Genomic DNA, 24,903 nt, shown 5'->3' with positions numbered 1-24,903 from the left:
TGCGGCGCTGCAAGGGCTACCTGGCTCTGGCGCCACCCAGCGTGGTGGACAGGAAATCCAGCAATTGGGTGTAGAAGGCACGCCGATGCGGCTCGGTATAGAAACCGTGGCCCTCCGTGTCGTAGTAGAGCGTCTGCACTGGTACGCCAGCCGCTGCAAGGGCGGCCTGCATCCGCTTGCTGTGCTGGATGGGCGCCCGCTGGTCCTCTCCGCCGGCTGCCAAAAACACCGGCACCTTGATCTGCCCGGCCAGGTTGACCGGTGAGCGTGCCGCCAGCGACGCCGGATCACCCAGCCACTCCTTGAGAAAATGCTCACCGGAGCGGGCCTGCTGAATGTCCCCGCGGTTGTACATCATCGGCAGATCGTAGACACCTACATAACCGACCGCGCACGCATACAGATCCGGCTCTTTGGCCGCTCCCATCAGGGCTGCATAGGCACCGTAACTTGCACCGAAAATGCAGATGCGGCGTGCATCGGCATAGCCCTGCGCGATTGCCCAGCGCGTGGCATCGGTGACATCGTCCTGCATGGTGCCGCCCCACTGGCGAATGCCCGCTTGCTCAAAGGCGCGCCCATAATTTCCGGAGCCGCGGAAGTTGACCTGTAATACCGCGTACCCGGCCTGGGCCAGCAGTTGTGCATCATCATCGAACTGCCACGCATCGAAGATGCCGAATGGCCCGCCATGCGGCAGGACGACCATCGGCAGGTTTTTGGCAGCGCTGCCGCGCGGAATGGTGAGATAACCGTGCAGCGGCAGGCCGTCGCGGGCCTTCAATGCAATCGGCTGCACATCGGCCATGTGCTCAGGGTCGAACCACTCGCGGCGACTGATGATGTGCTGGGCCTTTTTCTCCTGGGTGTCGAACACGTAAAAGTCGCCAGGATTATGACCGGCATAGGTTTGCACCATGATGTAGCGGCCATCACGGGTACCGGAACTCACACGCACTGCATTGCCTGCGAACGCCGCTTCCAGACTGTGGTAGATGCGCGCTTCGCTGCCTTGCTCGTCAAAGAAACGGCTGCGTGGACGATCCGCCATGAAGATCGCACCCACTGGAACCGAGGTGCCGTTGCGATAGATGATCTCCAACGGATCGGCGACCGCATCGCCGAGCACCTGCTCGCGCCGATTGGCCGCGATATCCCAGGCCACGATCGCATCCGGCCCGGCAGGGGTTTGCACGCGCAGATAGGCGATCCGGTCGTCCTGCGAAAAACCGATGGGCGTTTCGATATGTCCGCTGGCGCCCTCATCGTTGATCAAGGTCCAGTCGGTACCCGAGGCGCTGCGGTGGTATAGCTTGTTGACATTGTCGGCACCGGCTCCCATTGCAAAACGCACATCCCCATTGTGATCGGTGGTGAAGGTGGCGCGCTGGACCGGCGCCCGCGCCAGTGGGAGGCGGTGGCCGCTGAGGACATCCAGCTTCTCGGCGCGGGTATACGGCTCGTTGCTGGAAAACGGCCAGATACTCACGACGACGTTGCGGTCGTCGTTGGGCAACGTATCGGTCAGATACGCGGCCACTGCCTCGGTCTTCTTGACCTTGATATTTGTTCCCAAACCGCTCCCTTTGGCGCGATAGCCCACCAGCAGTTCGACGCCGGAGCCATCGGCATTGATGGCGTAGAGCTCACCGGTTGGCTGTGGTTTGTCGAGCAGACCGAACTTTTCAGCAATGCCGATCACCACGCGGGTATCGCTGACCCAGGCGAATTCGCTTACATAGGTATTCTTGCCGAGCTGGAAGGTCGCGCCGAGGCTGTTGTCCGCGCGACGCATGATCGCAAGCGCGGTCTTGTCGTCCATCGGCACGGTTGCAGCGAAATACTCGCCACCGGGCGACAGCTTGATATCGGTGAATTTGTCTTTTTTGATAAAGGGGCCAACATCCACCTGCGCAGCAGCGTTGCCCGTCAACAGCACAAACCCCAGGGCGACACAAACGATCCATGTCCGCATTACGTTATCCATATTCACGATGTGTCAGATCGCAAAATTAGCAGCAAGTTGGAGCCACAGGAAGTCCTGCTGCTATCGCGCCCGGCACAAAAGAGGCGCTACGTTCGCGGCGAGCGGTAGCATCCTGAAGATCGGAGGTAGGTGCGACGCAATCACGTTGTAGGACGCAACCAGCACTGCCAAGTTAAGGCAAGGCAAGCACCGGCCGATGCGACGCGGTGCGTGCCTTGTCCGCAAGGCGCAGGCCTCAGTGCAGCAATTCAGCGAACGCGCGATCGGCCTCGATGACGTCCGGCAAGGTAGCGAACAAACCCTCCAGATCCACACCATCCATCAGTGGTGCGCGCAGCGCGTCCAATGCCTGCGGGGTGGCACCTCCGTGCGCGTGCAGTGCGTCGGAAACCTGCACTGCCTGGGCGACCAGCAACGGCATGCGGGCACCGTCGGGCGCGGCGGCCGGGCGAACCTGGTAGGCGATGGCTTCCTGGATCACCGCCGGCAATTGCCAGCGCCGCACCAGCTCGGCGCCCACTTCCGGGTAGCCGAAGCCCAGTTGCAGGGTTTCTTCGGCGGCATGAGCCGCCGATGAGGTGTCGTGATTGATGCGGCTGGCGTAATCCGGTGCGCCGGACTGGATCAGCAGTTCGCCGATGTTGTGCATCATCCCGCAGGTGAAGGCGGTTTCCGGGTCCAGGCCGTGCTGGCGCGCCAGCAGGCGGCAGATGCCGGCCACCTCGAAACTGTGCCGCCAGAAGGCCTTGAGATCGAAGCCCGGGCCGGCGCGGAAGGCGCCAGTCATGGCCGAGGCCAGCACCAGGGTGCGCAGCGTGTTGAAGCCCAAGCGCATCGCGGCGTCTTCCACGCTGGTGGAATCGCGCAAGCCGTGGAATCGCGCCGAATTGGCCAGGCGCAACACCTTGGCAGCGATCACCGGATCGCGCTCGATGGTGTGCGCCAGTGCATCGATATCGGTTTGCGGATCGTCGAATTGACGGATCAGGTCCTGCGCCACCTTGGGCACGGTGGGTAAGGTGTGCAACTGGTCGAACAACGCCTCCAACTTCATGATCGCCTCGTGGGTCAACGGATAAGCCAGCGCGGCTGCGCAGACCTGCATGGTGTAGCACAGACCGGCTAGCTGTCGGTGACCGAGGCCGGGCTTATTCATGCACGCGTATGGGTTTTTGCGCTTGAGGCGACATCCCGCACGCTCCAGGGCGGCGATCACGGCCACCAGCGAACCCGACAGTGATGCGCAGGCGATTGCGCGGATGCCAGCAGTGATGCGGTTTGGCTGTCGATCAGTGGGGGTGACGGGCGCGCAGCGATGCACGGTTGCGCTGCGCGCAGCCGCATCAGGCGCATGGACATGACGCATCGTTGCGTTGCCGGTATGTGCTTGCTTCGGCAGCGCTAATGAAAATCGCGCGATGGCAGTTGCATCTCGCCGAGCAACTCGCTGAGGTCGTACAAATCGCCGGCGATCAGATGCTCCACGTCGTCCACGCGCTCCCAGCGGCCACGCACGGCGAGCAGGCGCGATTCGAGCAATGCGCGGCGTCGGCGCAGCGCCAGATGCGACCAGACGATGACGTTGATCATGCCGTGCTCGTCTTCCAGGGTGACGAAGATGGTGCCCTTGGCGGTGGCCGGGCGCTGCCGCTGGGTGACCAGGCCGGCCACATGCACGCCGCTGCCATGGCGACGGCCTTGCAGGTCGCGCAGCCCCAGGATGCGCCGTTGCTGCATCTGCGGGCGTAGCAGCGCCATCGGGTGCTGACGCAGGCTCAAGCCCACCGAGCGGTAGTCGGCCAGGATCTCTTCGCCCATCCGGGGCGCTGCGAACTCCACAGCGCGTTCTTCCGGACTGCCGGGCAGCAAGGGCCGGCGCGCTTCCACGCCAGCCATCGCCCAGCGCGCGGCATTGCGATTGCCGACCAGGCCTTGCAAGGCACCGGCTTCGGCCAACGCCAGGCGCGCCTTTTCGTCGAGTGCCGCGCGCAGGCACAGGTCGCCGATGTCGGTGAAGGCGCGTTGCGTGCGGGCAGCGACAATCCGATTGGTCACCACTTCCGATAAGCCAGCGACCTGGCGCATGCCCAGCCGGATCGCCGGTTGTTCGCCAGGGTCGGCATCGCTGCACCACGCGCGGCCGCCCACCAAGGTGTTGTCCCAGTCGCTGTGCAGCACATCCACCGGCAAGACCTCCACGCGCGCGCGCTCGGGGCTGCCGCGGCGTGCGTCCTGCACGATCTGGCTGGCCGAATAAAATCCCATCGGCTGCGCATTGAGCAGCCCGCAGGCAAATGCCGCCGGTTCGTGGCGTTTGAGCCAACAACTGGCGTAGACAAGTTTGGCGAACGAGGCGGCATGACTTTGCGGAAACCCGTAGGAGCCGAAGCCTTTGATCTGCTCGAAGATCTGGTCGATGAAAGCCGAGGCATAGCCTTTCTTTTCCATCAACCCGCGAATACGCACGCGATGCGATTCCATATCGCCACCGCGGCGCCAGGCCGCCATCGAACGGCGTAGCTTGTCGGCCTCGTCAGGGTCGTAGCCGGCGTGGATCACCAACTCCATGACCTGCTCCTGGAACAGCGGAATCCCCAATGTCGGCCCGAGAATTTTCTCTACGCCTTCAGAGGGATAGCTGATCAGGCTCTTGTCTTTGCGACGTTGCAGGTACGGATGCACCATGTCGCCCTGGATCGGGCCAGGGCGCACGATCGCCACTTCGATCACCAGGTCGTAGAACACTGCGGGCTTGAGCCTTGGCAGCATCGCCATCTGCGCACGCGACTCGATCTGGAACACGCCGACCGTATCGGCGCGCTGGATCATCTTGTAAGTAGCGGCATCTTCATCCGGCAAGGTCGCCAATGCGTAGTCGCGACCACGATGGCCACGCACCAAGTCCAGCGTCTTGCGAAGACAGGTCAGCATGCCCAGGGCTAAGCAATCGACCTTGAGCAGTTTCATGGTTTCCAGATCGTCCTTGTCCCACTGGATGATGGTGCGGTCGGCCATCGCGGCGTTTTCCACCGGTACCAGCAGCGACAACGGTTCATCGGAGATCACGAAACCGCCGACATGCTGCGACAGATGCCGTGGGTGATCGCGCAGATGTTCTGTCACAAGCAGAATCTTGTTGATCAGCGGGTTGGCCAGATCGAACCCGGCTTCTTCGATACGCTGCTCCATCGGCGTTTCCCCATTGCCCCATCCGTAGCAATTGGCCAGCAACGCGATCTGGTCCGGCGGCAGGCCGAACGCCTTGGCAACATCGCGCACCGCGCTCTTGCCGCGATAGCAGATCACCGTCGCCGCCAGCGCCGCGCGTTCACGCCCGTATTTGGTGTAGACGTATTGCAACACCTCCTCGCGGCGTTCGTGCTCGAAATCCACGTCGATATCTGGCGGCTCGTTACGTGCTTTGGACAAAAAGCGCGAGATCAACAATCGCGTCTTGATCGGATCGACCGAGGTGATACCCAGCGCATAGCAGACTGCCGAATTTGCCGAGGATCCACGCCCCTGACACAGGATTTTTTTGGAACGCGCAAAGCGCACCACATCCTGTACCGTGAGAAAGAAAGCCTCGTATTTCAGTTCGGCGATCAATGCCAATTCTTTCTCGATGTCATCGCGAATTTTCTCCGGCGTACCCTCCGGCCAACGCTCACGCATGCCGGCTTCGGTGAGTTGGCGCAGATAACTGGCGGGCGTATGGCCTTTGGGCACCAGTTCGCGTGGATAAGCGTATTTGAGGGTGGAAATATCGAAGGTGCAGCGTGCGGCCAACTCCACCGCGGCTTGCAACAACGCACCCGGATAGATGTTGCCCAAGGCGCGCCGCGTGCGCAGGTGGCGCTCGCCGTTGCGGAACAGATGCGCGCCGCACTCGGCCAGCGGGGTGGTGTGGCGGATGGCGGTCAAGGTGTCCTGCACGATGCGCTCGCGGCGCTGCGCCATGTGCACATCGCCGCTGGCCAAGGCGGTCATGCCCAGTTGCTGCGCCAACTGTTGCAAGGCGTGCAGACGCGCCGCGTCGTCCTGCTCGCGATGCAGTTCCACTGCCAGAAACGCGCGCGCGCCGAACACCTGCTGCAACCAGGCGCCCTGCTCTGCCTGCGGCTGCGCGCCAGGCAACCACAGCGCAAAGACACCAGGCACAACATCGCGGAACTGCGCCTGCAGCTCCGCACGCCCCAAACGATAATCGCCCTTGCCCGCTGCGCGTCGTGCGGTGGTGATCAAGCTGCACAACTGCGGATAGCCCTGCGCATGCTCCACCAACAGCACAAAGCGGGTGCCATCGACGAGGGTGAATTCACTGCCGACGATCAGCCGCACGCCGGTGGCGCGCGCCGCTTCCAGGCCACGCACGATGCCGGCCAGCGAACATTCGTCGGTGATGGCCAGTGCGCTGTACCCGCAGTGTTGCGCGCGCACGAACAACTGCTCGGCACTGGAGGCGCCACGCAAAAACGAAAAGTCCGAAAGACAATGCAGCTCGGCATAGGCAGGCAGGCCATCGGCGAGCTGCGTATGGGTGATGTCGTCGTTGGCCGCGCGCAGCCGTGCCGCAACATTCCAGGCGCGCGGCATGCGCCCGCCCGGCGTGTCGCGGTCCACGCCATCGACAGCGTCATCCCAGCTCATGCGCGCATCCCTTCAAGCATCGCGCTGCCAGCGCAGCGTCTTTGCAATGCGCGGCAGATCGTTGGGTTGCAGCAGCGCCTTCGCGTCATGCTGTCTCGGGCGCTTGCGGTAGCGCTGCGATGACCCGCCAGGCACCCAACGCTGCGCTCTGACAGTGGCATGCATCGGATCACGCAAACCACCCATGCAGCATCCAGCCTTGGACATGGCCAGGCGCAGCAAAGACCCAGCCGCGTCGGCCGCGTGCGGTCTCCACCACGTAGTAATCGCGACGCGCCTCGTCGTCGTCCCACCAGCCGCTTTCCAGCCGCTCGGGGCCGGAGACGATGCGCAGGTGCGGATCGTGCAGAGGCACCGGCTGCGGCAGCAACCAGGTGGGCCGCGGCGGACGTGGCGGCGCTGCCGTTTCGCGCACCGCATCGCCGATGGCACGGCGCCAGGCGCGTTCCGGGCGCGGGTCGTCGGCCGGCAACACGCGGTACACCGCCTCATCGCCCAGGCGCGCACGCAGACGTTCGCGCAGTTGCGGCCAATCCACCGACTGCTGCGCACGTTGGTCGAACAAGTCGCGCATCGCCGGCACGAACGGCGGCAGCTGGCGCGCCAACAGCCGCATCGCCACCACCGGCCGCGGAATCTCCACCCGCTCCAGCCGGTTGCGGGCCAGCTCGAACAACAGCGTGGGCGCACGCTCCGGGGTCAGCAGACCGATCTCGACATCGGTGGCGCCTTGTTCGTGTTCCAGACGCAGCAAAAAGCGTTGCACGCCGCCATCGCGAATGGACAGATAGGTGCACAGATCACCGATCAACCTGCGCAGCGGGAACAGCAACGCCGGATGGGTTTCCACCTCGTAGCCCAGCTCCACGCGTTGGTCGAAGTGGTCCGGAGGGGCGTAGTACTCCAGCGTGTCATCGGCGTTGCCGTAGAGCCGGTCCAGATGATCGAGCAGGCCGGCACCGAAGCGCCGCTGCAGCCCATCGCGCGGCAAGGCACGTACCGCGGCGAGCGTGCGCACGCCCATGTGCTGCAGGCGCTCGCCGGCATCGCCGGGCAAGGCGGCACGGCGCACCGGCACCTTGTTGAGGGTGCTGTGCAAGTCCGGCACCTGGGTCACCACCATGCCATCGCGCAGCCCGGCCAGCACACGCGCCGCGCGTGGGGTGGGCGCCAGTGCAAGCCGGTGCTGAAATCCCAATGCCTGCAACTCATCGCGCAGGCGGCGCTCGAAACGCGGCCACGGGCCGAATAGACGAAAACTCGCGCCCGCCTCCAGCACGATGGCGCGCGACCATTGCTGGCTCACCAACGAACTGTGCCGGTACGCCCAGGCCGCAAGAAAGCGTTGCGTGCGCGCTTCGTTCTGCGCGTCGTAATCGATCGTGCGTACCTGCGCCATCAAGGCATGCGCCGCAGACAGGCGCATGCCCGGTTTCAATCCCGCAGCGGCAGCGGCGGCATTGACCGAATGCAGGCTGCGCAGCTGCGCCGGCCCCTGCACCAGCACCAGCGGCGCCTGCGGCTCTTCAAACCGCCGTAGAACGGCGTCCAGTGCCAGCTGCGGCAATAAGATGCAGGCCCACAACATGCGCGCGGCTCAATGCGCCAGCCGCAACGGCTGCGAGGGCACTTGGCCGCCGCGGCACTTGCGCACCTGCCAGGCATCGCGCTCGGGCAGAAATTCCAGCCGCAAGGCCGCCGGCGATGCATTGATCGCGTGGCGACGATCGCGCAACGCAAACGCGCAGCAATTGCCGCTGTCGGCCGCGACCTGCAGCCGCCGCAAGGCGCGCGCATCGCCGGTCTGCGGCCAGCCCAATACCGCCGCGCAGGCGCCGCTGCGCAGGCATTGCTCGAACGCCCACAAGGCGTCGCGCGGCGCGGCCTGCACCACTTCCAGATGCTCCAGCACCACCCCGCCCGCCTGCCAGGCCGGCGCATACGGAATGAAGGGCGGCGCCACCAGCACCACCCGGCTGCTGGCGCCGGTCATCCGCGCCAGCGTGGGCAACAACAAGGCGATCTCGCCGATGCCATGTGCGGGCAACAGTAACTCGGTGAGCGCCCGCCGCGGCCAGCCGCCATCGGGCAGCAGCGCATCCAATGCGGCATGGCCGGTGGATTCGCCGCCATTGGCCGTGGCGGTACCGTGGCCTGCACGCCATACCGTGCGCGCGGCCAGCAAGGCGTCCAGCGGCATGGCCAGCGCGGCATTGCCGTGGTGTCGCAGCTGCACGGGCTCGCTCATCTCAACCCTGCCGGATCAGGCCGCAGTACAGCCCTTCGATCGCGAAGTCGGCGTCGGCCGCCACCACGATCGGCGCATGCGCGCGGTTGCGCGGCAGCAGCCGGATGCGCTGGGCGCCGCGCTCCAGGCGTTTGATGGTGATTTCGCCATCCACCCGCGCCACCACGATCTGCCCATCGCGCGCGTCGTTGCTGCGATGCACGCCGACCAGGTCGCCATCCAGGATGCCGTCGTCGATCATCGAGTCGCCCTGCACTTTCAGCAGGTAATCCGGGCGCAGCGAAAACAGCGTGCGGTCCAGCCACAGCTGCCGCTCCAGCCCGATATCCGCCCCGATCGGCACACCGGCCGCCACCCGACCCAGCACCGGCAAGGCCAGCAAGGCATCGCGCCCGGCGCCGCCTGGCACGCGGATGCCGCGCTTCTGGTTGGGCAGCAATTCGATCAACCCGACCTCGGCCAGTGCCTGCACGTGCTTTTGCGCGGCATTGCGCGAGGCGAAGCCGAACGCCTGCGCGATCTCGGCCAGGCTGGGGGATACGCCGGCCTGGGCCTGCTGCTGCAGGAAGGCCAGCACCGCAGCACGTTTGGGGGACAAGGGCGTCATGGAGAACAAGGACCGCACGGGACAAGGTGTACATTTGTACACTTATCGGTCGCAGCAGGCGAGATTGGCTGGTGCAGGTTGCTGAGCCGCTCAGCACGGCTGCTTGCGAGCGTACGATCAAAAAGTTATAACTTACGTAATAACGCGAAAGGACTGCCATGAAACTCAAGATCACTGCCATCGGCAACTCCGCCGGCGTCATCCTGCCCAAGGAACTGCTCGCCCGTTTACGCCTGGGCAAAGGCGACGAGCTGTATGCGCTGGAAACGCCCGACGGCATCAAGCTGACCGCCTTCGACCCCACCCTGGCCGCGCAGATGGAAGTGGCCGAGCAGGTGATGCGCGAGGATCGTCAGGTGCTCAACAAGCTGGCCAAATGAACACGCGCATGGTCGTGTGGATCACGCGTGGACTTGCCTCGGCCATCCATGAGCGTCAATTGAGCGAACACGGCGGCGCTGCTGGCGTGCGCGACGAGGCATTGCTGGATTCGGCACTGGCACGTCCGCAACAGCTATTTTCCTACGGCGATCCGCCACCGGACCTGGTGGAGTTGACCGCAAGCCTGGCCTATGGGCTGGCGCGCAATCACCCCTTCGTCGATGGCAACAAGCGCACTGCCCATGTCTGCTATCGCGTGTTCCTGATGCTCAATGGTGCCGAGCTCATGGCGTCGCAGGAAGAGAAGTATGTCGCCATGATGGGATTAGCAGATGGCGCGTGGAGCGAAGCCGAATTTGCCCACTGGTTGCGCCCACGTGTGCGCTTGCGTGCAGACACGCAGGTGCATGAACCGCAGGGTCAGTACGGTTGATGCGTTGTCGGCGCCATGCGGGTCGCATGCGATGGGTGTACTGACCTTCCATGCAGCTGCGACGTTTTGCATGCACAACTGTATCTCTCTACACAACAACAGCGACGCCGCGACCCATCGCCTGCGGCATCGCTTGGCAGCTTGCGCATCGTGGCCATCCATGGCCGTGCATCGCTAAGTTGCAGCTGCGTGATGTCTGCCTGACAACGCGCCGAAGAGTGGCTCAAAAAACGTAGCGAGCAGTCGCCAGGTGGGCGTGGACAGCGCGCTCGGAACCGGAGTGTACGCGTGGCACATGCCGCACCAAGCACCGGCCGCGCCCGCCTGGCGGTGAGCACAGTCGTTCTGTTGGCGACTCAATCCTTCGCATACACCACACCCAACTGATCGATCTCGTCGCCGGCACGGCCGGTGAAACCGGCGATGTGCCAGCCGCTGGGAGCAGTCAGCGTATAGCGCTCGTTGCTCGGGGTGCCTACCTGTACGCTGCGGCCGGTGTTGGTGCGCAGGCTCAGCGAAAACACGCGGGTGCTGTCGTTGTACTTGCCCACGCTGAAGGTGGCCGAAGACAGCGTTTCGTTGGCACCCAGCGACAAGGTCGTTGCCTGCCCGCCACTGCCGCCATGCGCCAGCAGTTTGCCGCTGTCCAGGATCAAACCCACGCCATCCAGGCGCTCACCGCCGCGCAAGGTCACGCCACTGAGTCGGCGAGCGCCGGGATTGCCGGCCAGGTCGTTGAACGGAATGCCGTGCGGGCCACCGAACTGATCACTGGTGCGCAGTTGATCGCCTACCGCCCAACCGAACTGCGTATACACCGGGTAATGATCGGACAAGGGCTTGCCGGCGCTGTCGTAGAAGCCGCCAGCATCGAGCTGATAGCGATTGGCCACCAGGGTCAGTTGCGGTGCATCGCGGTACAACATCTTGTCGACCACCTCGCAGCGATTGGTGGGCGGCGTGCCGCAGAGCAGCGGCGTGGCGCCGGGCGCCGGTGCGCTGCCCTTGATCAATTCCACCCACGCATCGGTGAGCCCATTGGAGGCGATCAGCTCGCGGATGTTGTCGTCGCTGCGGGTGTAGCGCGTGTTGGAATCCATCATCAGCAACACCGCGTTACCGGCCGACCAGGTCTGGATGAACTGCGAGAGCTGGCCGATGTTGGCGCGACGCGCGGAAAGATCGCCCGCTTCCACACCGGCATTGGGGTGCGCGTTGTAGACGTCCAGCAACACGCCATCGGCCAGGCGGACGCGCATGTAACTGAAACCTTTCGGGGTCAGGCAGTCGGTGCCGTTGCACTGCTTCCACTTGACCCGCGTGAAATCGCTGAAGGGATAGTTGCTGAGCGTGTTGAGCCCATCGCCCAGCGCGGCGCCACCACTGGTGGCGGTGCGATACGGATGCGCATCGCCGGCGTACAGCGCGGCATGGTAGTTGAAGTCTTCCTGCACATGCACCAGGCCGTAAGGCGCCAGTTTTGGTGCCAGCAGTGCGGTGTTGGTGGCCGGCGTTCCGCTGGACAGCCCTTCGGGCAGACCGGCGACGTTGTAGGTCAGCACGTCGAGCACGCCGACAGTTGTTTGTGCCTGGGCAGTGCTGGCGCAGGCAAGGCTTAGAGCGATTCCGAGACTGACGAGTGTGCCTAAATGCTGGAGCATGGATCACCTCTTGCAGAAAGGAAAAAACCGCTGGCACGGCGGCCAGAAAAGCGGCGTCCACGACGCCGATGCGACCACGTGCGACGGCTATTGGCCGGCGCACGCAGCGTCATTCGCTCAGGTACTGCGGGTCGATCGCCGCGTCGATCAATGTCGCCAAGGTCGGTAGCGGGCAGTCGTACTCCGGCGTGGCATTGCTGCAGCCGGGAATGAAGACCGGCGAAGACGGCGGTGGCGCCTGCGCTGTGAGCGCGCGGCGCTCGCGCAGTTGCGCCAGGGTCTGCGCGGTGTAGCGCACGCGGATCACGCGTTGCCCGTCGGCACGCCGCCAACGCTCGAACACCAACGCACCACCGGGCACGGTCTGGTCGGGCTGATACCCCGGCAGCTGCCAATGCAGATCGAACATTCCGGCCAGCAAGGTCAGCGTGCCGTCGTGACCGGACAGCACCACCAACCGTGCATCTCCACCCATCGGCGTGGCGTGCGCGGTATTGGTGTTTGCACGGCCGTTGGTTTCGCTGCCTTGCTGCAAGGTTGCCAGCAGCCGCGCCGCCAATGGCGAACTGGCCATACGCGCCACCGTCGGCGCACGCAGGCGCAACGCGAACTCGGCCTGATGCGGTGCGAACGCGCGCAGCAGGCTGGCTTCGTCCAGGCCTTGCCAACCCAGTGCGGCAAAGTCCTGGCCGTCGGCCCAGCCCATCAACAGACTCTCGCTGATGCCCGATGCGGCAGGTGCCGGGCCTTCGACTCCGGCGATGCCGTCATGCGCATCGCCCATGCGTGCGGGCACTGCATCAAGGCGTCGCTTGCCGGCACCGGCCTGCGCCGGGCACGGCCGTTGCGCGCACTGCAACAGCAGTTGTTGCAAGGTGTCGATCGCATCGTGCTGGGCCGCATTCCAGCCCGCGACATCGCCGCCGATACGGCCGGCGATGGCAGCGCGCATCACGTCCGCGGCAGCGGGTTGGCGCAACGCCGGTGTGCCATCGAACAACGGATCGGACGCGCCATCGGCAACGTGGTGCACCGTGTTCGTGCACCCCGGCGTGAGCGTGCTTGCCAGCGCCTGTGCCGAGGCGATGGTGCGCTGGGTGCGATTTGCCCAGTAATACACGCTGTCGCAGCCATCGCCATCGAACAGGCCGAGCGGTGCGTAATGCGCGCGATAGTAGCTACCGAACAATGCTTCCAGACGTGCGCCGTTCTCGGTCAGGTGACCGGCCGGCACGCCGAAGCGTGGCCAGGGACGTGCGGAATACCGGCCCAATGCTTCCGGGCTGGACATCGCCGCGCGCACACCGTGGCGTTTGAGGATGACGACTTTTTCAAGCGTGTCCGGCACTGCGGCGGCGTGCACGGTTCCTAGTGGAACCAGCGCAGCAACGACAGCAGCAAAAAATCCGAAACACAGACGCGGTAGCGATGACATGCATTCGATCTCGATCGTGGCGCGCCCCGTATGACGCGATAGGGCGTGGCGTGCAGTGGCAACCACGCCACCGCGGGCGCCGTTGCTGGTGCAGAGGACGTCTTGCTGGAAGGCGCCCGGTTGTGGCCTCAGTCGTTGCCGGCAACGCTGGATCGGCGATCGGAACGGCTGCGCCACCAGGCGGCTGCAGCATGTGGCGCTGCACCCGTGCCAGATCGAGCGCAGCGTCCTTAGCCCACTCATCCATGCTCACCGGCTTGCCTTGGCCCCACTCAAAAACGCGCGCGCAAGCCCACCGACCAAGTGCGGCCGTAGTCGGTATAGCCACCGAACAGGTGATCGCCGACAAACTGGCGCTGCACTTCGCCGGTGAGGTTGATCGCATTGACGAACACCGACAGCGTGTCGTTGACCTTGTAAGCCACGTTGGCATCCAGGCTGCCGAACTTGTCGCTGTTGAGCGTGGCCACATTGGCGGTGCCGACGGCATTGAGAATCTCGTCGCTCCAGCTGTAACTGACACGCGCCATCAACGGGCCTTTCTCGTAGAACAGCACGGCGTTGTAGGTATTTTTGGCCACGCCTTCCAGGCTGTCGGTAAAGCTGCTGCTACCGTCGTGATAGGTCGCCTTGCTGTCGGTCCAGGTGTAGTTGAGCTGCATGCCCAGGCCATCCAGCGGCGACGGCAGGCCGGTAAACACCTGCTGATACGCCACCTCTGCACCCTGCACCATCGCCTTGCTGCCGTTGGTCTTGGACGACAGCAGGTAGGTCTGGCCCTGGTAGACCAGGTTGGACATCTGGGTCTGGATGAAGCTGGAAATATCCTTGTAGAACAGCCCCCCGGTCAGCGCCGAGGTTCCATCGATATACCACTCGAAGGTCAGGTCGTACTGCCATGCTTCGAACGGCTGCAGCGCGGGATTGCCGCCACTGGCGGTGAGGATTTCGCCACTGGAATTGAAAGTGAGTTTGGACGACAGGTCGGTGAGATCCGGGCGTGTGATCACCTTCGCTGCGGAAGTGCGCAGCACCATGTCATCGCGCACGTCCCAGGCCGCGTTGAACGACGGCAGCACGTTGGTATAGCTGCGCTCGAAATGCACTGGCTGCGCCGTGCCGTTGACGTCGGCATGACCATCGGTGGCCTGCTCGGTGCGCACCACGCGCGCACCGAGGTTGCCGCGCAGCTCGCGGCCGGCCAGGTCAGTACCGAAATCGGTCATCGCGTAGGCCGAAGCGATCTTTTCCTGCACCTCATAGGAATTCTGCAGATCCGCGCTGTTGGGCGTATTGCGCAGATCGGCGCTGGTGGGCCAATTGCCCCAGAACGCGGATTCGACCGGCGCCAGCCACTGCCGCGGCAGGTTGCCGTTGGCGTCGGCCAGCATGTCGCTCACCGGCAACGCAGTGAAGTTGGTGGCCGGGAAGCGCACCCCGGCGATGCTGTTGAGCAGCAGGTCGGCACGGTCGTAGGTGCGTGAGCGCTCCCGATATTTGGCGCCTACCTTGATGTCGCGGAAGACGCTGCCGTCGAGCGTACGCTTGGCATCGAACTGCAGTGCGTCTTCCTTGTCGCGCGCATCGATCTGCCGCCATTCCAGCCGACGTCCTGCCACGGTGGCCGGGTTGGTCGGATCGAAGCCGTTGGTGAAGCTCCAATCGGGCACGTTATCGCCGTCGGCCTGCGGCATGTCCACGCGCATCGACAAGTTGGTGCCGCTGCGCAGGCGTGTGCGTCGGATCGGGTCCGAATCGTAGCTGTGCGCCTGCGAGTGGAAGGCCACCGCGCCCAGCGTCCATTGGTCGCCGCTCCAGGTGCTGGACAGGCGCGCACTGCGATTGTCGTCGGTGATGCCGGAGGTCTCGCGCGAAATCTGCACCTGGCCATTGCGGTAATCGAAGCCGGTGATGCCGCCGTTTTCCAAGTGCAGATTGCTCATCTTGGCAAGGCTGTCGAAGCCGACACCCAGACTGTATTCGTCGTAATGCACGGTCTGCTTGGCGTAGAGCAGATCCAGCGTGGTTTCCCATTGCGCGCTGGGCTTCCATTGCAGCGACGCGGCCACGCCGGTGCGTTCGCGCTCTTCCAGTTCCAGCGTCGGGCGCAGACCGGTCGGCACGTAATTGGCACCCGGTACGCCCGGCACACCGCTGCGGTAGTAGTCCCAGCTCACCTCGTTGACGCGGTCCTGGCGCAGCGTGCGTTGCGCATACGCGCCAGAGATCAACATGCCGAAGGTGCCTCCGGCATTGACCCAGTTGAACAGGCCGGACACGCGCGGATCGTTGGCATGGGTGCGTTGCGCCTGGCTCGATTCCAGCGACACATTGGCCAGCGTCTTGCCCAGTTCCAATGGGCGGAACGTGCGCACATTGACGATGCCGCCGATGGCGCCTTCATCCAGATCCGCGGTGGGGCTCTTGATCACGTCCAACCCGGATACCAGTTCGGCCGGCAGCGTGTCGTAGCGAAACTGCCGCCCGGTCTGGCCGGAGGTGCGCACGTTTTCGTTGACCGCCATGGTCTGGCCATTGAGCGTGGTGACCTGAAAGTTAGGGCCCAGGCCGCGCACGCGCACGTACACGCCTTCGCCGCGGTCGCGCACGATCGACACGCCAGGCACCCGCTGCAACGCTTCGGCCACGTTTTGTGCCGGCAACTTGCCGATGTCCTCTGCCGCAATCACATCCACCACGCTGTCGGCATAGCGCTTCTGCCGCAATGCGGCGCTGAGGCTGCCGGCATAACTGCCAAGTACCTGGATGCTGTCCAGCTCCTGCACCGGTGCGTCTGCGCGTGGTACTGGCAAGTTCGCCACTGCCGCCGACGTCGGGGACACCTGCGTCTGCGCGCCAGGCGCGTCCTGGGCTGTTTCGATGGTCACTGTGGTCGGATTGAGATAGCGGTAGCGCAGGCCGGTACCGGCAAGCAATTGCTGCAAGGCCTGCTCCGGCGCGATGCCGGCAGTGGTAGCACGGGTCTGCGGGTTGCCGGCAACGCCTGCGGCATACACGAATTGCAGGCCGGTCTGACGCGACAAGGCATTGAGTGCACGTGCCAACGGCTGGGCGGGAATCGCATCGACCGATACGGCCACCGGCGTGGTCTGGGCACCGGCAGTACCGGCATGCAACGCGAGAGCAATCGAAAGAACCAACGTACGACGCATCGTGGAATCCAGTAGGGGAGGAAGCAATGCGCAGCGCCACGCACAGGCGGGAATGCTGCGTTGTACCCGGACTACGAGGGACGACAGCGACGATCGGGCACCGGTTTTTGATGAATTTTCTGTGACACGTGCGTGGTGGCGTCGCGCAGGCACGCAGGCACGCAGGCGCACGACGCTGAGTGAGCGATGCGGTTGCATCTGCGCGCGTGCGCAGGCTGGCCAGTCTTGAAAGGGACATGGCTGCTGTCAGAGCGCGGCATGCACACGATGCTGCTCAGCCGGGCGCGCCTGGCTCGGGGCTATCAGCTGGACAACGACGGTGCCACTCCCCGCCGCTGTCGTCAGTGCGCAGCGTCGCCCTGCGCTGGTCGGCTGCTCACGCGCAACACGCCCGGCGCAGCGACCACGCGCAGGTTGGGTTGGTCGTCGAGAAACGCGCGCAGGGATGCGACATCGCCGCCGCGCAGGTTACCGGTGAGCCGCAACGCGCCGGCGGCGGCATCGTCGATGAGCAGGCGGGTGCGATTGAGCCGATTGAAATCCTCGGCCACGGTGGTCAGCGGTGCATCGCGGAATACGATGCGCCGCTGCCACCACGCATGCATCGCGGCGACATCCTCGTTGGACACGTCGACCCGGCCGGACACAGCGTCGATCCGTGCGCTCTGCCCGGCGCCCAGGTTCGCCAGCATCGGCTGCTGCTTGCGATCATCGCGCCACACGTGCACACGGCCCTCGGTGACTTCGATGCGCGCCTGCTGCCGATACAACGCAATATCGAAGGTGGTGCCGATATCTTCAACACGCAAACGGCCCGCATACACCTGTAACCGACGGCGGTCCTGGGCCACTTCAAAGCTGGCCTGACCCTGCAGCAATTGCAGGCGACGACTCCACGGTGTCATGGTCGCGCGCACGCTGCTCAGCGCGTTCAGATGCACCACGCTGCGATCGGCCAATTGCACGCGGCGCTGCTCGCCATGCGCGGTGGCATAGGTCTGCGTGCGCGGCCACGCCCAGCCGGTCAAGACCGCCACACCGCACACGGCTGCTGCCAAACCCAGGCTCCAGCCGCGAATACGCGCACTGCGCTGACCATCGGCGTGGTCCGGCGTTGGCGCATGTCGAGGCTGTTGTGGTTGTGGTTGTGGTTGTGGTTGTGGTTGCGGTTGCGGTTGCGGTAATCGCGACGGCAACGGCAACACGATCACATTGCGCGACGCTGCAGCCGCACGCGTGCGGCGATCGTCATCGAGCAAGGCATCCACATCCAGCTGCATGCCACGCAAGGCATCGCCCAGCTCGCCGGCCACGCGCAGCACGGCCATGTATTGGCGCACATGCAGCGGCGATGCGGTCAGCCATTGCATGAAGCTGGCTTGCTGCTGCGCGTCCAGCGCCTGCATGCGTTGCAGTGCATGCCAGTGCGCGGCCTCGCTGGCAGCCCTGCGGGTGGCCCAAAGACGCGTACTCACCAGCTTTCCCCGCTATCGGCAACCGCCTGCCTGCATGCCGACAACCCACGTACCACATGTTTCTTGACCATATGCGCAGACACGCCCATGCGCTCGGCGATCTGCTTGTAGCTGAGCCCATCGCGGTACTGCATCACCAGTACCGCGCAGGTGCGCTCGGGCAAGGTGGCCAGCAAGGCCTGCAACCGTTGCTGGCGCTGCTGACGGTGCGCGGCGTCTTCCACATCCTCGCCTGCGGCCAGCAATTGCGAAAACTGTTCCATTTCTTCAATCTGCAACGGCGCCTGCTTGCGGCGCACCGCCTGCTCGCGCGCAAGATTCAGCGCCACCGTGTACAGATAGGCTTCCGGATTGGCGATGCCCTCGCCCTGGTCCTGCTGCGCGCGCAACAGGCGTAGATAGGTTTCCTGCACCAGATCCTCGGCGTCTTCCTTGGCACCGCGGCGCACAAAGAAACCGCGCAGCACAGATCCGTGCTGCGTGAACACCTGGGTCCACGCGCGGCTGGCGTTGGCTTTCATCGTGCGCGCTCCCCTTGCGCTGGGTGGGCTAGCCTGGCCAATTCAGGTGACACCACGATGACGCGCAACGCGCAACGCACCTGCAAAGCGGGCCACTGCGCTGCGCAACCGATTGCCCAATTGCACGCCATCGCAATGCAGCTGAGCGAACGCCACAGCAACGCGGTTGACGTGCGCAAGCGCGATCGAGCATCGCTACATCTACACCGTCCCTACACCGCACCTTGACCCTACGCGCGTCAAGGTGAGCTCCCTCCAGCCATCGCCACGGGGTTCGCATGAATGCCACGCCCGCCACTGCCGATCACACGGCGCCGGCAATCGCCACCGCTGCGCCGACCTACCCGGTCAACCTGCGCATCAATGGCCAGCCCTATCAATTGCAACTGGAGGCCTGGATCAGCCTGCTCGATCTGCTGCGCGATCGGCTCGATCTCACCGGCACCAAAAAGGGCTGCGATCACGGCCAATGCGGCGCATGCACGGTGCTGGTCGATGGTCGCCGCATCAACAGCTGCCTGACGTTAGCGGTGATGCAGGACGGCGCCGAGATCACCACCGTTGAAGGCCTGGCCGATGGCGAGCAGCTGCATCCGCTGCAGCGCGCCTTCATCGCGCACGATGCGTTTCAGTGCGGGTATTGCACGCCGGGGCAATTGTGTTCCGCAGTTGGCCTGCTCAATGAAGGCAAGGCGCGCGACCGCGATCAGGTACGCGAATTGATGAGCGGCAATCTGTGCCGGTGCGGTGCGTATCCGCAGATCACCGATGCGGTGATGGAGGTGATGGGCAAGCCCAGCGACAGCAGCGACAGCGCTGCCACGCCGTGGACGCCCGGGACGGTGCCGGCATGATCCCGCTCAGCTACGCGCGCCCAGACAGCGTGGATGCCGCTCTCTCTGCCATCGCATCGCGCGGCAACGACCCGCAGCCGGTGCCCTCCGACGCATCCGTGCGCCTGATCGCCGGCGGCACCAACCTCACCGACTTGATGAAGCTGCAAGTGATGCGCCCCAGCAGCCTGGTCGACATCAATCGCCTGCCGCTGGACAGCATTACCACGCTGCCGGAGGGCGGCCTGCGTCTGGGCGCACTCGCACGCAATGCCGACACCGCGTATCACCCGGACGTCGAGTCGCGTTACCCGTTGCTCAGCGCGGCAATCCTGGCGGGCGCGTCGCCGCAGATCCGCAACATGGCCAGCAACGGCGGCAACCTGTTGCAACGTACGCGCTGCCTGTATTTCTACGATCACGCCACACCTTGCAACAAGCGTGCACCGGGCAGCGGGTGTTCGGCCATTGGCGGGCTGACCAAGTACAACGCCATTCTCGGCACCAGCGCGCACTGCATCGCCACGCATCCGTCGGATATGTGCGTGGCATTGGCCGCGCTGAATGCGGTGGTGCATGTGCAAGGCCCGCAAGGCGAACGCGACATTGCCTTTGCCGATTTTCATCGGTTGCCTGGCGATCATCCGGAACTGAACAGCACGCTGGCGCCGGACGAGTTGATCGTGCATATCGATCTGCCCGACGCGCAGCGCTTTGTCGCCCATAGCGCCTATCTGAAAATCCGCGAGCGCCTGTCGTATGCGTTTGCACTGGTGTCGGTGGCTGCTGCGCTGGATTTGAACGACGACGGCAGCATTGGCGAGGTGCGTGTCGCACTGGGCGGGGTGGCACATAAGCCGTGGCGTAATCCCGATGCAGAAGCGCAGCTGGTGGGATTGCCAGCGACCGCAGACACGTTCGCAGCTCTGGCCGATGTCTTGCTGCAAGGTGCACAAGCGCAGGGCGAAAACGCCTTCAAGCTGCCAATGGCGCGCCGCGCCATCGTGCGCGCACTCGAGGTCGCACGCGAGGGCACCACCGACAACCGCGGGCGCACCAGTGCGCTGGAGCAATCGCCATGAACGCACGCAACCCCGATCTATCCAACAGCGAATTGACGCCGCCGGTCGCCGATCAAGGCACCGGCTTCCGCCCCACCGGCACGGGTGTACCGCGCATCGATGGGCGTGCAAAAGTCACCGGCCAGGCGCGCTATGCCGCTGAATGGCCGGTACCGGATCTGGCCTATGGCGTGGTGGTCAGCAGCACCATCGCCAAGGGCACGATTGTCGGCTTCGACCTGGCTGCCGCACGCGCGGTGCCGGGTGTGCTGGAGATCGTCACCCACGACAATCGCCCGCACATGCGTGGCATGGATCTGTTCTACAAGGACATGACCGCGCCGGCCGGCTCGCCGTTTCGCCCCCTGTACGACAATACCGTGCGCTACAGCGGGCAGCCGGTGGCACTGGTGGTGGCAGATACGTTCGAGGCTGCGCGCCATGCAGCGCATCTGGTGCAGGTGGAGTACGCCCAGGAGCCGCACGCAACCAACTTGATGACCAATCTGGAGCGTGCGCACAAACCCAAGGCGTTGAAGGCAGGCTTTTCGCCACCGCCCAAGGACAGGGGCGAGCCGGACACCGCCTTCGTCAATGCCGCCTGTCAGGTGCAGGCCGAGTATTACAGCGGCGTGGAGCACCACAACCCGATGGAGTTGTTCGCCTCTACCGTCATCCGCGAGGAAGACGGCCACTTCACCATTTACGACAAGACCCAGGGCTCGCAGAACAGCCGCTGGTACGTGTCGCATGTATTCGGCCTGAGCAAGCGCAAGGTCACTGTGCGCAACCCGTATGTGGGCGGCGCGTTCGGCTCCGGCCTGCGGCCGCAATATCAGCTGGCGCTGGCGGTGATGGCCTCGATCATGCTGGACCGCTCGGTGCGTGTGGTGATGACGCGGCAACAGATGTTTACCTTCGGCCATCGCCCGGAAACCGTGCAGCGGCTCAAGCTCGGTGCCGACCGCGATGGCCGCTTGCGCGCCATCTGGCACGAGGCCATCGCCGAGACCTCTCGCATCGAAGATTACGTCGAGGTGGTGGTCAACTGGAGCGGGCAGCTGTATGCCTGCGACAACGTGCATCTTGGCTACAACCTGGTCAGCCTGGATCAGTACAGCCCGATGGACATGCGCGCGCCCGGTGCCACCCATGGCATGCATGCGCTGGAAGTGGCGATGGACGAGCTGGCCTACGCGGTCGGCATCGATCCGCTGGCGCTGCGGCTGAAGAATTACGCCGAGGTCAATCCAGCCGATGACAAGCCGTTTTCCAGCAAGGCCTTGCGCGAGTGCTACCAGCAAGGTGCCGAGCGCTTTGGTTGGGCACAGCGCTCGCCGCAACCGCGCGCACGCAAGGAAGGCCGCGAGTGGGTCGGCTGGGGCATGGCCACCGGGCAGTGGGATGCGATGCAGATGTTTGCGCGCGCTCATGCCGTGCTGCACGCCGATGGCCGACTGGTGGTGAGCAGTGCCGCCAGCGACATCGGCACCGGCACCTACACGGTGATGGCGATGATCGCTGCCGAAGTGCTGGGCCTGCCGCTGGAACAGGTGAGCTTCCAGCTTGGCGACTCGACGTTGCCTGTCGCACCGATTGAAGGCGGCTCCTCGCATGTCGCCACGATCGGCTCGGCAGTGGACGGTGTCTGCGGCAAATTGCGCACGCGCCTGCTGCGCCTGGCCCAGGCCTTGCCCGATTCGCGCTTTGCGCGGGTCACGCTGGACGATGTGGTCTTTGCCGACGGCACGATTGCATTGCGTGCCGACGCCAGCAGCGCGATTGCATTGCCAGCCCTGTTGCATGCAGCCGAGCTGGCGCAGATCGAAGACAAGTTCCTGCTGCTGCCCAACGTGCTCAAACAGCGCAAATACACCCGTGCCACGCACGGGGCGGTGTTCGTAGAAGTGCGTGTGGACGAAGAACTGGGCAGCGTGCGGGTGACGCGTGTGGTCAGTACGATTGCTGCGGGGCGCATTCTCAACCCGACCACTGCGCGCAGCCAGATCATCGGCGGTGTGGTGTGGGGCATCGGCCAGGCCTTGCACGAACATACCCAGGCAGATCACCGCTTCGGCCGCTTCATGAATCACGATCTGGCGCAGTATCACGTCTGCGCCAATGCCGACATTCACGACATCGAGGTGATCTTTGCCGACGAAGACGACCGCGTGGTCAGCAGCCTGGGGGCGAAAGGCGTCGGCGAGATCGGCCAGGTGGGTGTGTCGGCAGCCATCTGCAATGCCATCTTCCACGCCACCGGCAAACGCATCCGCAGTACGCCAATGACGCCGGACAAGGTGATGGCAGACTGAGCGACCTGTTGCGGGTTCTCAGGATCTCGCAGTCAGGGCTGATGGCGTCTCCCCACAGGCTCGACATCGCACGATGTCGGGCCCGCTGCGTGATTGCGAACGCGCCGTGCAAGCACAAGCTAACCCGGCTCAACCACTCAACGAGATACAGACCGCACAGCTCGCCGACATCCGGCAGGCGCCATCACGCCTCTGTCGCCGTTGAGCACGCGACACAGTGCCGCTTGACGACTGACGTCAAAACGCGATGACCACCCCAGATCAACACGCCGCACCAACCCGCTCACCTGCACGCCACCGGCATCACCGTCCGCGCACGGCCTTCTTCTTGCCCGGCGTCTGCGCACTGCCCGCCTGCACCGTCGACAATGCCATGGTGATCAGACCGGCGATCAAACGGCGCAACACCGCTTCGTTGTCCGCCGATGCCTTGAGGCTGGTGGTGGCAAGCCGCAGGATGTAGGCAAGATCGGCCGCAGACATCGCGCTGTTGTCGCGCACATGCGGGCGCAGCAGTTGCACCAGGGTGTCTTCCATCTGCTGGTACAGCGCATCCAGCGCGTCGGGCGCATACACACCGCAGTTGGCAACCAGATCCAGCCCGTTTTCGGAATCGATCACCGCAGCCACCGGCTCCAGCACCCAGATATCGAACAACTGCCGTAACTGGGTCTGCAGATCCTGCGTGTCGCGCACGCGTTGCGCGGTTGCGGCCGCGCAAACGTCGCGCTGACGCATCACCTGCGCGGCAAAGATCGCCTCCTTGTTGGGAAACGCGGCATACAGCGATGGCCGCGACATCTGCGCAGCCTGGGCGATGTCGCTCATGCTCACCTTGCGGTAGCCATGCCGCAAAAACAGCTGCAGCGCGGTCTCCATGACACGCGCCTCCTTGCTTTCGGCAGGCGCTGTGGCGGGGATAGCCGCCTTCTTCGATGACTTTACACTTGACATTATTTGTAAATACGTAAATCTTACACGTTCCGCCAATTGTAAAGCACAGCGACCACCATGACCTCTGCCAATCCGCACACCAGCGGCGCCAGCCGCACCACCCGCGCCTATGCGGCGCTCGAGAAAGAAGGCGCCATGGTGCCGTGGCAGTTCGAACGCCGCGCGGTACGCGCCACCGATGTCGCAATCAAGGTGCTGTTCTGCGGCGTCTGCCATTCGGACCTGCACTCGGTGAACAAGTGGGCCAGCGAATACCCGCTGGTGCCGGGCCATGAAATCGTTGGCGAAGTGATCGAGCTGGGCGCGGAGGTCGAAGGGTTTACGCTGGGCCAGCGCGTGATGATCGGCACCATCGTCGATTCCTGCCGGCACTGCGCGCCCTGTCAGGCGCATGACGAAGTGTATTGCCACGCCTTCCCCACCCTGACCTTCGATGGCGTGGATCGCGTGGACGGCAGCCGCACGCGCGGCGGCTATTCGGAGTACTACGTGTCCGACGCCCGCTTCGTCTACCCATTGCCCGACGGCCTGGACCCGGCCGGCGCCGCGCCATTGCTCTGCGCAGGCATCACCTGCTTTGCGCCGCTGCACCGCTACGGCATCGGCCCCGGCCACACCGTGGGCGTGGTCGGCATCGGCGGGCTTGGCCATCTCGGCATCAAGTTCGCCCGTGCCATGGGCGCGCATGTCGTCGCCTTCACTACCTCGCCCAAGAAAGCCGCCGAAGCGCACCGCCTGGGTGCGCACGAGGTGGTGGTCTCCACCGATGCGGCGCAGATGCAGGCACAGGCCTACCGCTTCGATTTCATCCTCGACACCGTCTCGCGCAGCTACCCCATGAACGACATGCTCAAGGCGCTCAATCTCGACGGCACGCTGTGCACGCTGGGCCTGCCCGACCAACTGGATTTCCGCCCGGTGTTGCTGGCCATGGGCCGCCGCAAGGTCACCAGCTCCGGCACCGGCGGCACCGCCGACACCCACAGCATGCTCGCGTTCTGCCAGCAGCACGGCATCGTGGCCGATATCGAATTGATCAAGCTGCAGGACATCAACGCCGCATTCGAGCGCGTCCACAACAACGATGTGCATTACCGGTTTGTGATCGATCTGCAGGCATCGGCCTTGTAAGCCGATATCCGCGCAGTGCCGGCGCGGCCGCTACGCGC

The 24,903-nt window shown here is 64.5% G+C and carries 18 protein-coding genes and 1 other RNA gene; 6 read left to right on the top strand and 13 right to left on the bottom strand.

Translation table 11 applies throughout. The features are described 5' to 3' along the window. Nucleotides 1-16 precede the first annotated feature (16 nt). The 6 genes from ACCQ06_RS06700 to lexA form a co-directional block, all read right to left on the bottom strand. Nucleotides 17-1,609, bottom strand: a complete 1,593-nt coding sequence (locus ACCQ06_RS06700; RefSeq protein ID WP_316692513.1) for an alpha/beta hydrolase family protein — start codon at nt 1,607-1,609, stop codon at nt 17-19. A 613-nt stretch (nt 1,610-2,222) separates the two neighbouring features. Then, entirely contained in the window at nt 2,223-3,041 is an 819-nt protein-coding gene (locus ACCQ06_RS06695) for an HDOD domain-containing protein (RefSeq protein WP_104614252.1), read from the bottom strand. 347 nt (nt 3,042-3,388) lie between these two features. Further along, nucleotides 3,389-6,637: an error-prone DNA polymerase gene (locus ACCQ06_RS06690; RefSeq protein ID WP_316691417.1), complete on the bottom strand. Its 3,249-nt coding sequence runs from the start codon at nt 6,635-6,637 to the stop codon at nt 3,389-3,391. A 169-nt stretch (nt 6,638-6,806) separates the two neighbouring features. Further along, the gene (locus ACCQ06_RS06685) at nt 6,807-8,225 is read right to left on the bottom strand and encodes a Y-family DNA polymerase (protein WP_228322772.1); all 1,419 of its coding nucleotides are present in this window, start codon (nt 8,223-8,225) and stop codon (nt 6,807-6,809) included. 9 nt (nt 8,226-8,234) lie between these two features. After that, nucleotides 8,235-8,885: a translesion DNA synthesis-associated protein ImuA gene (gene imuA / locus ACCQ06_RS06680; protein WP_170068454.1), complete on the bottom strand. Its 651-nt coding sequence runs from the start codon at nt 8,883-8,885 to the stop codon at nt 8,235-8,237. A gap of 1 nt (nt 8,886) precedes the next feature. Then, nucleotides 8,887-9,492 carry a transcriptional repressor LexA gene (gene lexA / locus ACCQ06_RS06675; RefSeq protein WP_228322773.1) on the bottom strand — a complete coding sequence of 202 codons (606 nt, stop codon included), beginning with the start codon at nt 9,490-9,492 and terminating at the stop codon, nt 8,887-8,889. A gap of 158 nt (nt 9,493-9,650) precedes the next feature. On the opposite strand from lexA, the gene ACCQ06_RS06670 reads away from it, so the two are divergent. Beyond that, nucleotides 9,651-9,872, top strand: coding sequence for an AbrB/MazE/SpoVT family DNA-binding domain-containing protein (locus tag ACCQ06_RS06670; protein WP_104614183.1), 222 nt, complete (start codon nt 9,651-9,653; stop codon nt 9,870-9,872). 8 nt (nt 9,873-9,880) lie between these two features. Then, complete coding sequence (locus ACCQ06_RS06665; protein WP_055846280.1) at nt 9,881-10,306, top strand: type II toxin-antitoxin system death-on-curing family toxin; 426 nt, start codon at nt 9,881-9,883, stop codon at nt 10,304-10,306. Between the two features lie 220 nt (nt 10,307-10,526). Here ACCQ06_RS06665 and ACCQ06_RS06660 read toward each other — a convergent pair. The 6 genes from ACCQ06_RS06660 to ACCQ06_RS06635 all read right to left on the bottom strand — a co-directional run bounded on the left by ACCQ06_RS06660 (nt 10,527) and on the right by ACCQ06_RS06635 (nt 18,571). Then, nucleotides 10,527-10,603, bottom strand: a non-coding RNA gene (locus ACCQ06_RS06660) — sX9 sRNA. A 59-nt stretch (nt 10,604-10,662) separates the two neighbouring features. Continuing rightward, nucleotides 10,663-11,967: a jacalin-like lectin gene (locus ACCQ06_RS06655; protein ID WP_316691413.1), complete on the bottom strand. Its 1,305-nt coding sequence runs from the start codon at nt 11,965-11,967 to the stop codon at nt 10,663-10,665. A 109-nt stretch (nt 11,968-12,076) separates the two neighbouring features. After that, nucleotides 12,077-13,402 carry a histidine-type phosphatase gene (locus ACCQ06_RS06650; RefSeq protein WP_316691412.1) on the bottom strand — a complete coding sequence of 442 codons (1,326 nt, stop codon included), beginning with the start codon at nt 13,400-13,402 and terminating at the stop codon, nt 12,077-12,079. A 272-nt stretch (nt 13,403-13,674) separates the two neighbouring features. Next, the gene (locus ACCQ06_RS06645; RefSeq protein WP_316691410.1) at nt 13,675-16,575 is read right to left on the bottom strand and encodes a TonB-dependent receptor; all 2,901 of its coding nucleotides are present in this window, start codon (nt 16,573-16,575) and stop codon (nt 13,675-13,677) included. 341 nt (nt 16,576-16,916) lie between these two features. Then, nucleotides 16,917-17,981, bottom strand: coding sequence for a FecR family protein (locus tag ACCQ06_RS06640; RefSeq protein WP_316692512.1), 1,065 nt, complete (start codon nt 17,979-17,981; stop codon nt 16,917-16,919). 65 nt (nt 17,982-18,046) lie between these two features. Next, nucleotides 18,047-18,571, bottom strand: a complete 525-nt coding sequence (locus ACCQ06_RS06635) for an RNA polymerase sigma factor (protein ID WP_115512300.1) — start codon at nt 18,569-18,571, stop codon at nt 18,047-18,049. A gap of 278 nt (nt 18,572-18,849) precedes the next feature. On the opposite strand from ACCQ06_RS06635, the gene ACCQ06_RS06630 reads away from it, so the two are divergent. From ACCQ06_RS06630 to ACCQ06_RS06620, 3 genes are read left to right on the top strand one after another with little or no spacing between them, the layout of a single operon-like run. Beyond that, complete coding sequence (locus tag ACCQ06_RS06630) at nt 18,850-19,425, top strand: (2Fe-2S)-binding protein (RefSeq protein WP_104614188.1); 576 nt, start codon at nt 18,850-18,852, stop codon at nt 19,423-19,425. Then, a complete protein-coding gene (locus ACCQ06_RS06625) occupies nt 19,398-20,486 on the top strand; it encodes an FAD binding domain-containing protein (protein WP_316691405.1) in 1,089 nt (362 codons plus the stop codon). The genes ACCQ06_RS06630 and ACCQ06_RS06625 overlap by 28 nt, the downstream gene beginning before the upstream one ends. After that, nucleotides 20,483-22,780 carry a xanthine dehydrogenase family protein molybdopterin-binding subunit gene (locus ACCQ06_RS06620; protein WP_228325441.1) on the top strand — a complete coding sequence of 766 codons (2,298 nt, stop codon included), beginning with the start codon at nt 20,483-20,485 and terminating at the stop codon, nt 22,778-22,780. The genes ACCQ06_RS06625 and ACCQ06_RS06620 overlap by 4 nt, the downstream gene beginning before the upstream one ends. Before the next feature lie 303 nt (nt 22,781-23,083). On the opposite strand, the gene ACCQ06_RS06615 is transcribed toward ACCQ06_RS06620, so the two are convergent. Next, on the bottom strand, nt 23,084-23,659 hold the full coding sequence (locus ACCQ06_RS06615; RefSeq protein ID WP_228325440.1) for a TetR/AcrR family transcriptional regulator: 576 nt from the start codon (nt 23,657-23,659) through the stop codon (nt 23,084-23,086). A 132-nt stretch (nt 23,660-23,791) separates the two neighbouring features. Between ACCQ06_RS06615 and ACCQ06_RS06610 the strand changes: the two genes are divergently transcribed. After that, on the top strand, nt 23,792-24,865 hold the full coding sequence (locus tag ACCQ06_RS06610) for an NAD(P)-dependent alcohol dehydrogenase (RefSeq protein WP_316691403.1): 1,074 nt from the start codon (nt 23,792-23,794) through the stop codon (nt 24,863-24,865). Nucleotides 24,866-24,903: the final 38 nt, after the last annotated feature.

This window comes from Xanthomonas sp. NCPPB 4467, assembly GCF_041475665.2.
Classification (GTDB): domain Bacteria; phylum Pseudomonadota; class Gammaproteobacteria; order Xanthomonadales; family Xanthomonadaceae; genus Xanthomonas; species Xanthomonas dyei.
The sequence above is the reverse complement of the archived record's forward strand: the minus strand, read 5'-3'. Positions and strand labels throughout refer to the sequence as shown.

Bases quoted from the DNA above. Each gene is read 5' to 3' on its own strand.
- ACCQ06_RS06695 (WP_104614252.1), bottom strand. From the start codon at position 3,041: ATGAAGTTGGAGGCGTTGTTCGACCAGTTGCACACCTTACCCACCGTG.
- ACCQ06_RS06690 (WP_316691417.1), bottom strand. From the start codon at position 6,637: ATGAGCTGGGATGACGCTGTCGATGGCGTGGACCGCGACACGCCGGGC.
- ACCQ06_RS06685 (WP_228322772.1), bottom strand. From the start codon at position 8,225: ATGTTGTGGGCCTGCATCTTATTGCCGCAGCTGGCACTGGACGCCGTT.
- imuA (WP_170068454.1), bottom strand. From the start codon at position 8,885: ATGAGCGAGCCCGTGCAGCTGCGACACCACGGCAATGCCGCGCTGGCC.
- lexA (WP_228322773.1), bottom strand. From the start codon at position 9,492: ATGACGCCCTTGTCCCCCAAACGTGCTGCGGTGCTGGCCTTCCTGCAG.
- ACCQ06_RS06670 (WP_104614183.1), top strand. From the start codon at position 9,651: ATGAAACTCAAGATCACTGCCATCGGCAACTCCGCCGGCGTCATCCTG.
- ACCQ06_RS06665 (WP_055846280.1), top strand. From the start codon at position 9,881: ATGGTCGTGTGGATCACGCGTGGACTTGCCTCGGCCATCCATGAGCGT.
- ACCQ06_RS06655 (WP_316691413.1), bottom strand. From the start codon at position 11,967: ATGCTCCAGCATTTAGGCACACTCGTCAGTCTCGGAATCGCTCTAAGC.
- ACCQ06_RS06650 (WP_316691412.1), bottom strand. From the start codon at position 13,402: ATGTCATCGCTACCGCGTCTGTGTTTCGGATTTTTTGCTGCTGTCGTT.
- ACCQ06_RS06645 (WP_316691410.1), bottom strand. From the start codon at position 16,575: ATGCGTCGTACGTTGGTTCTTTCGATTGCTCTCGCGTTGCATGCCGGT.
- ACCQ06_RS06640 (WP_316692512.1), bottom strand. From the start codon at position 17,981: ATGCAGGCGCTGGACGCGCAGCAGCAAGCCAGCTTCATGCAATGGCTG.
- ACCQ06_RS06635 (WP_115512300.1), bottom strand. From the start codon at position 18,571: ATGAAAGCCAACGCCAGCCGCGCGTGGACCCAGGTGTTCACGCAGCAC.
- ACCQ06_RS06630 (WP_104614188.1), top strand. From the start codon at position 18,850: ATGAATGCCACGCCCGCCACTGCCGATCACACGGCGCCGGCAATCGCC.
- ACCQ06_RS06620 (WP_228325441.1), top strand. From the start codon at position 20,483: ATGAACGCACGCAACCCCGATCTATCCAACAGCGAATTGACGCCGCCG.
- ACCQ06_RS06615 (WP_228325440.1), bottom strand. From the start codon at position 23,659: ATGGAGACCGCGCTGCAGCTGTTTTTGCGGCATGGCTACCGCAAGGTG.
- ACCQ06_RS06610 (WP_316691403.1), top strand. From the start codon at position 23,792: ATGACCTCTGCCAATCCGCACACCAGCGGCGCCAGCCGCACCACCCGC.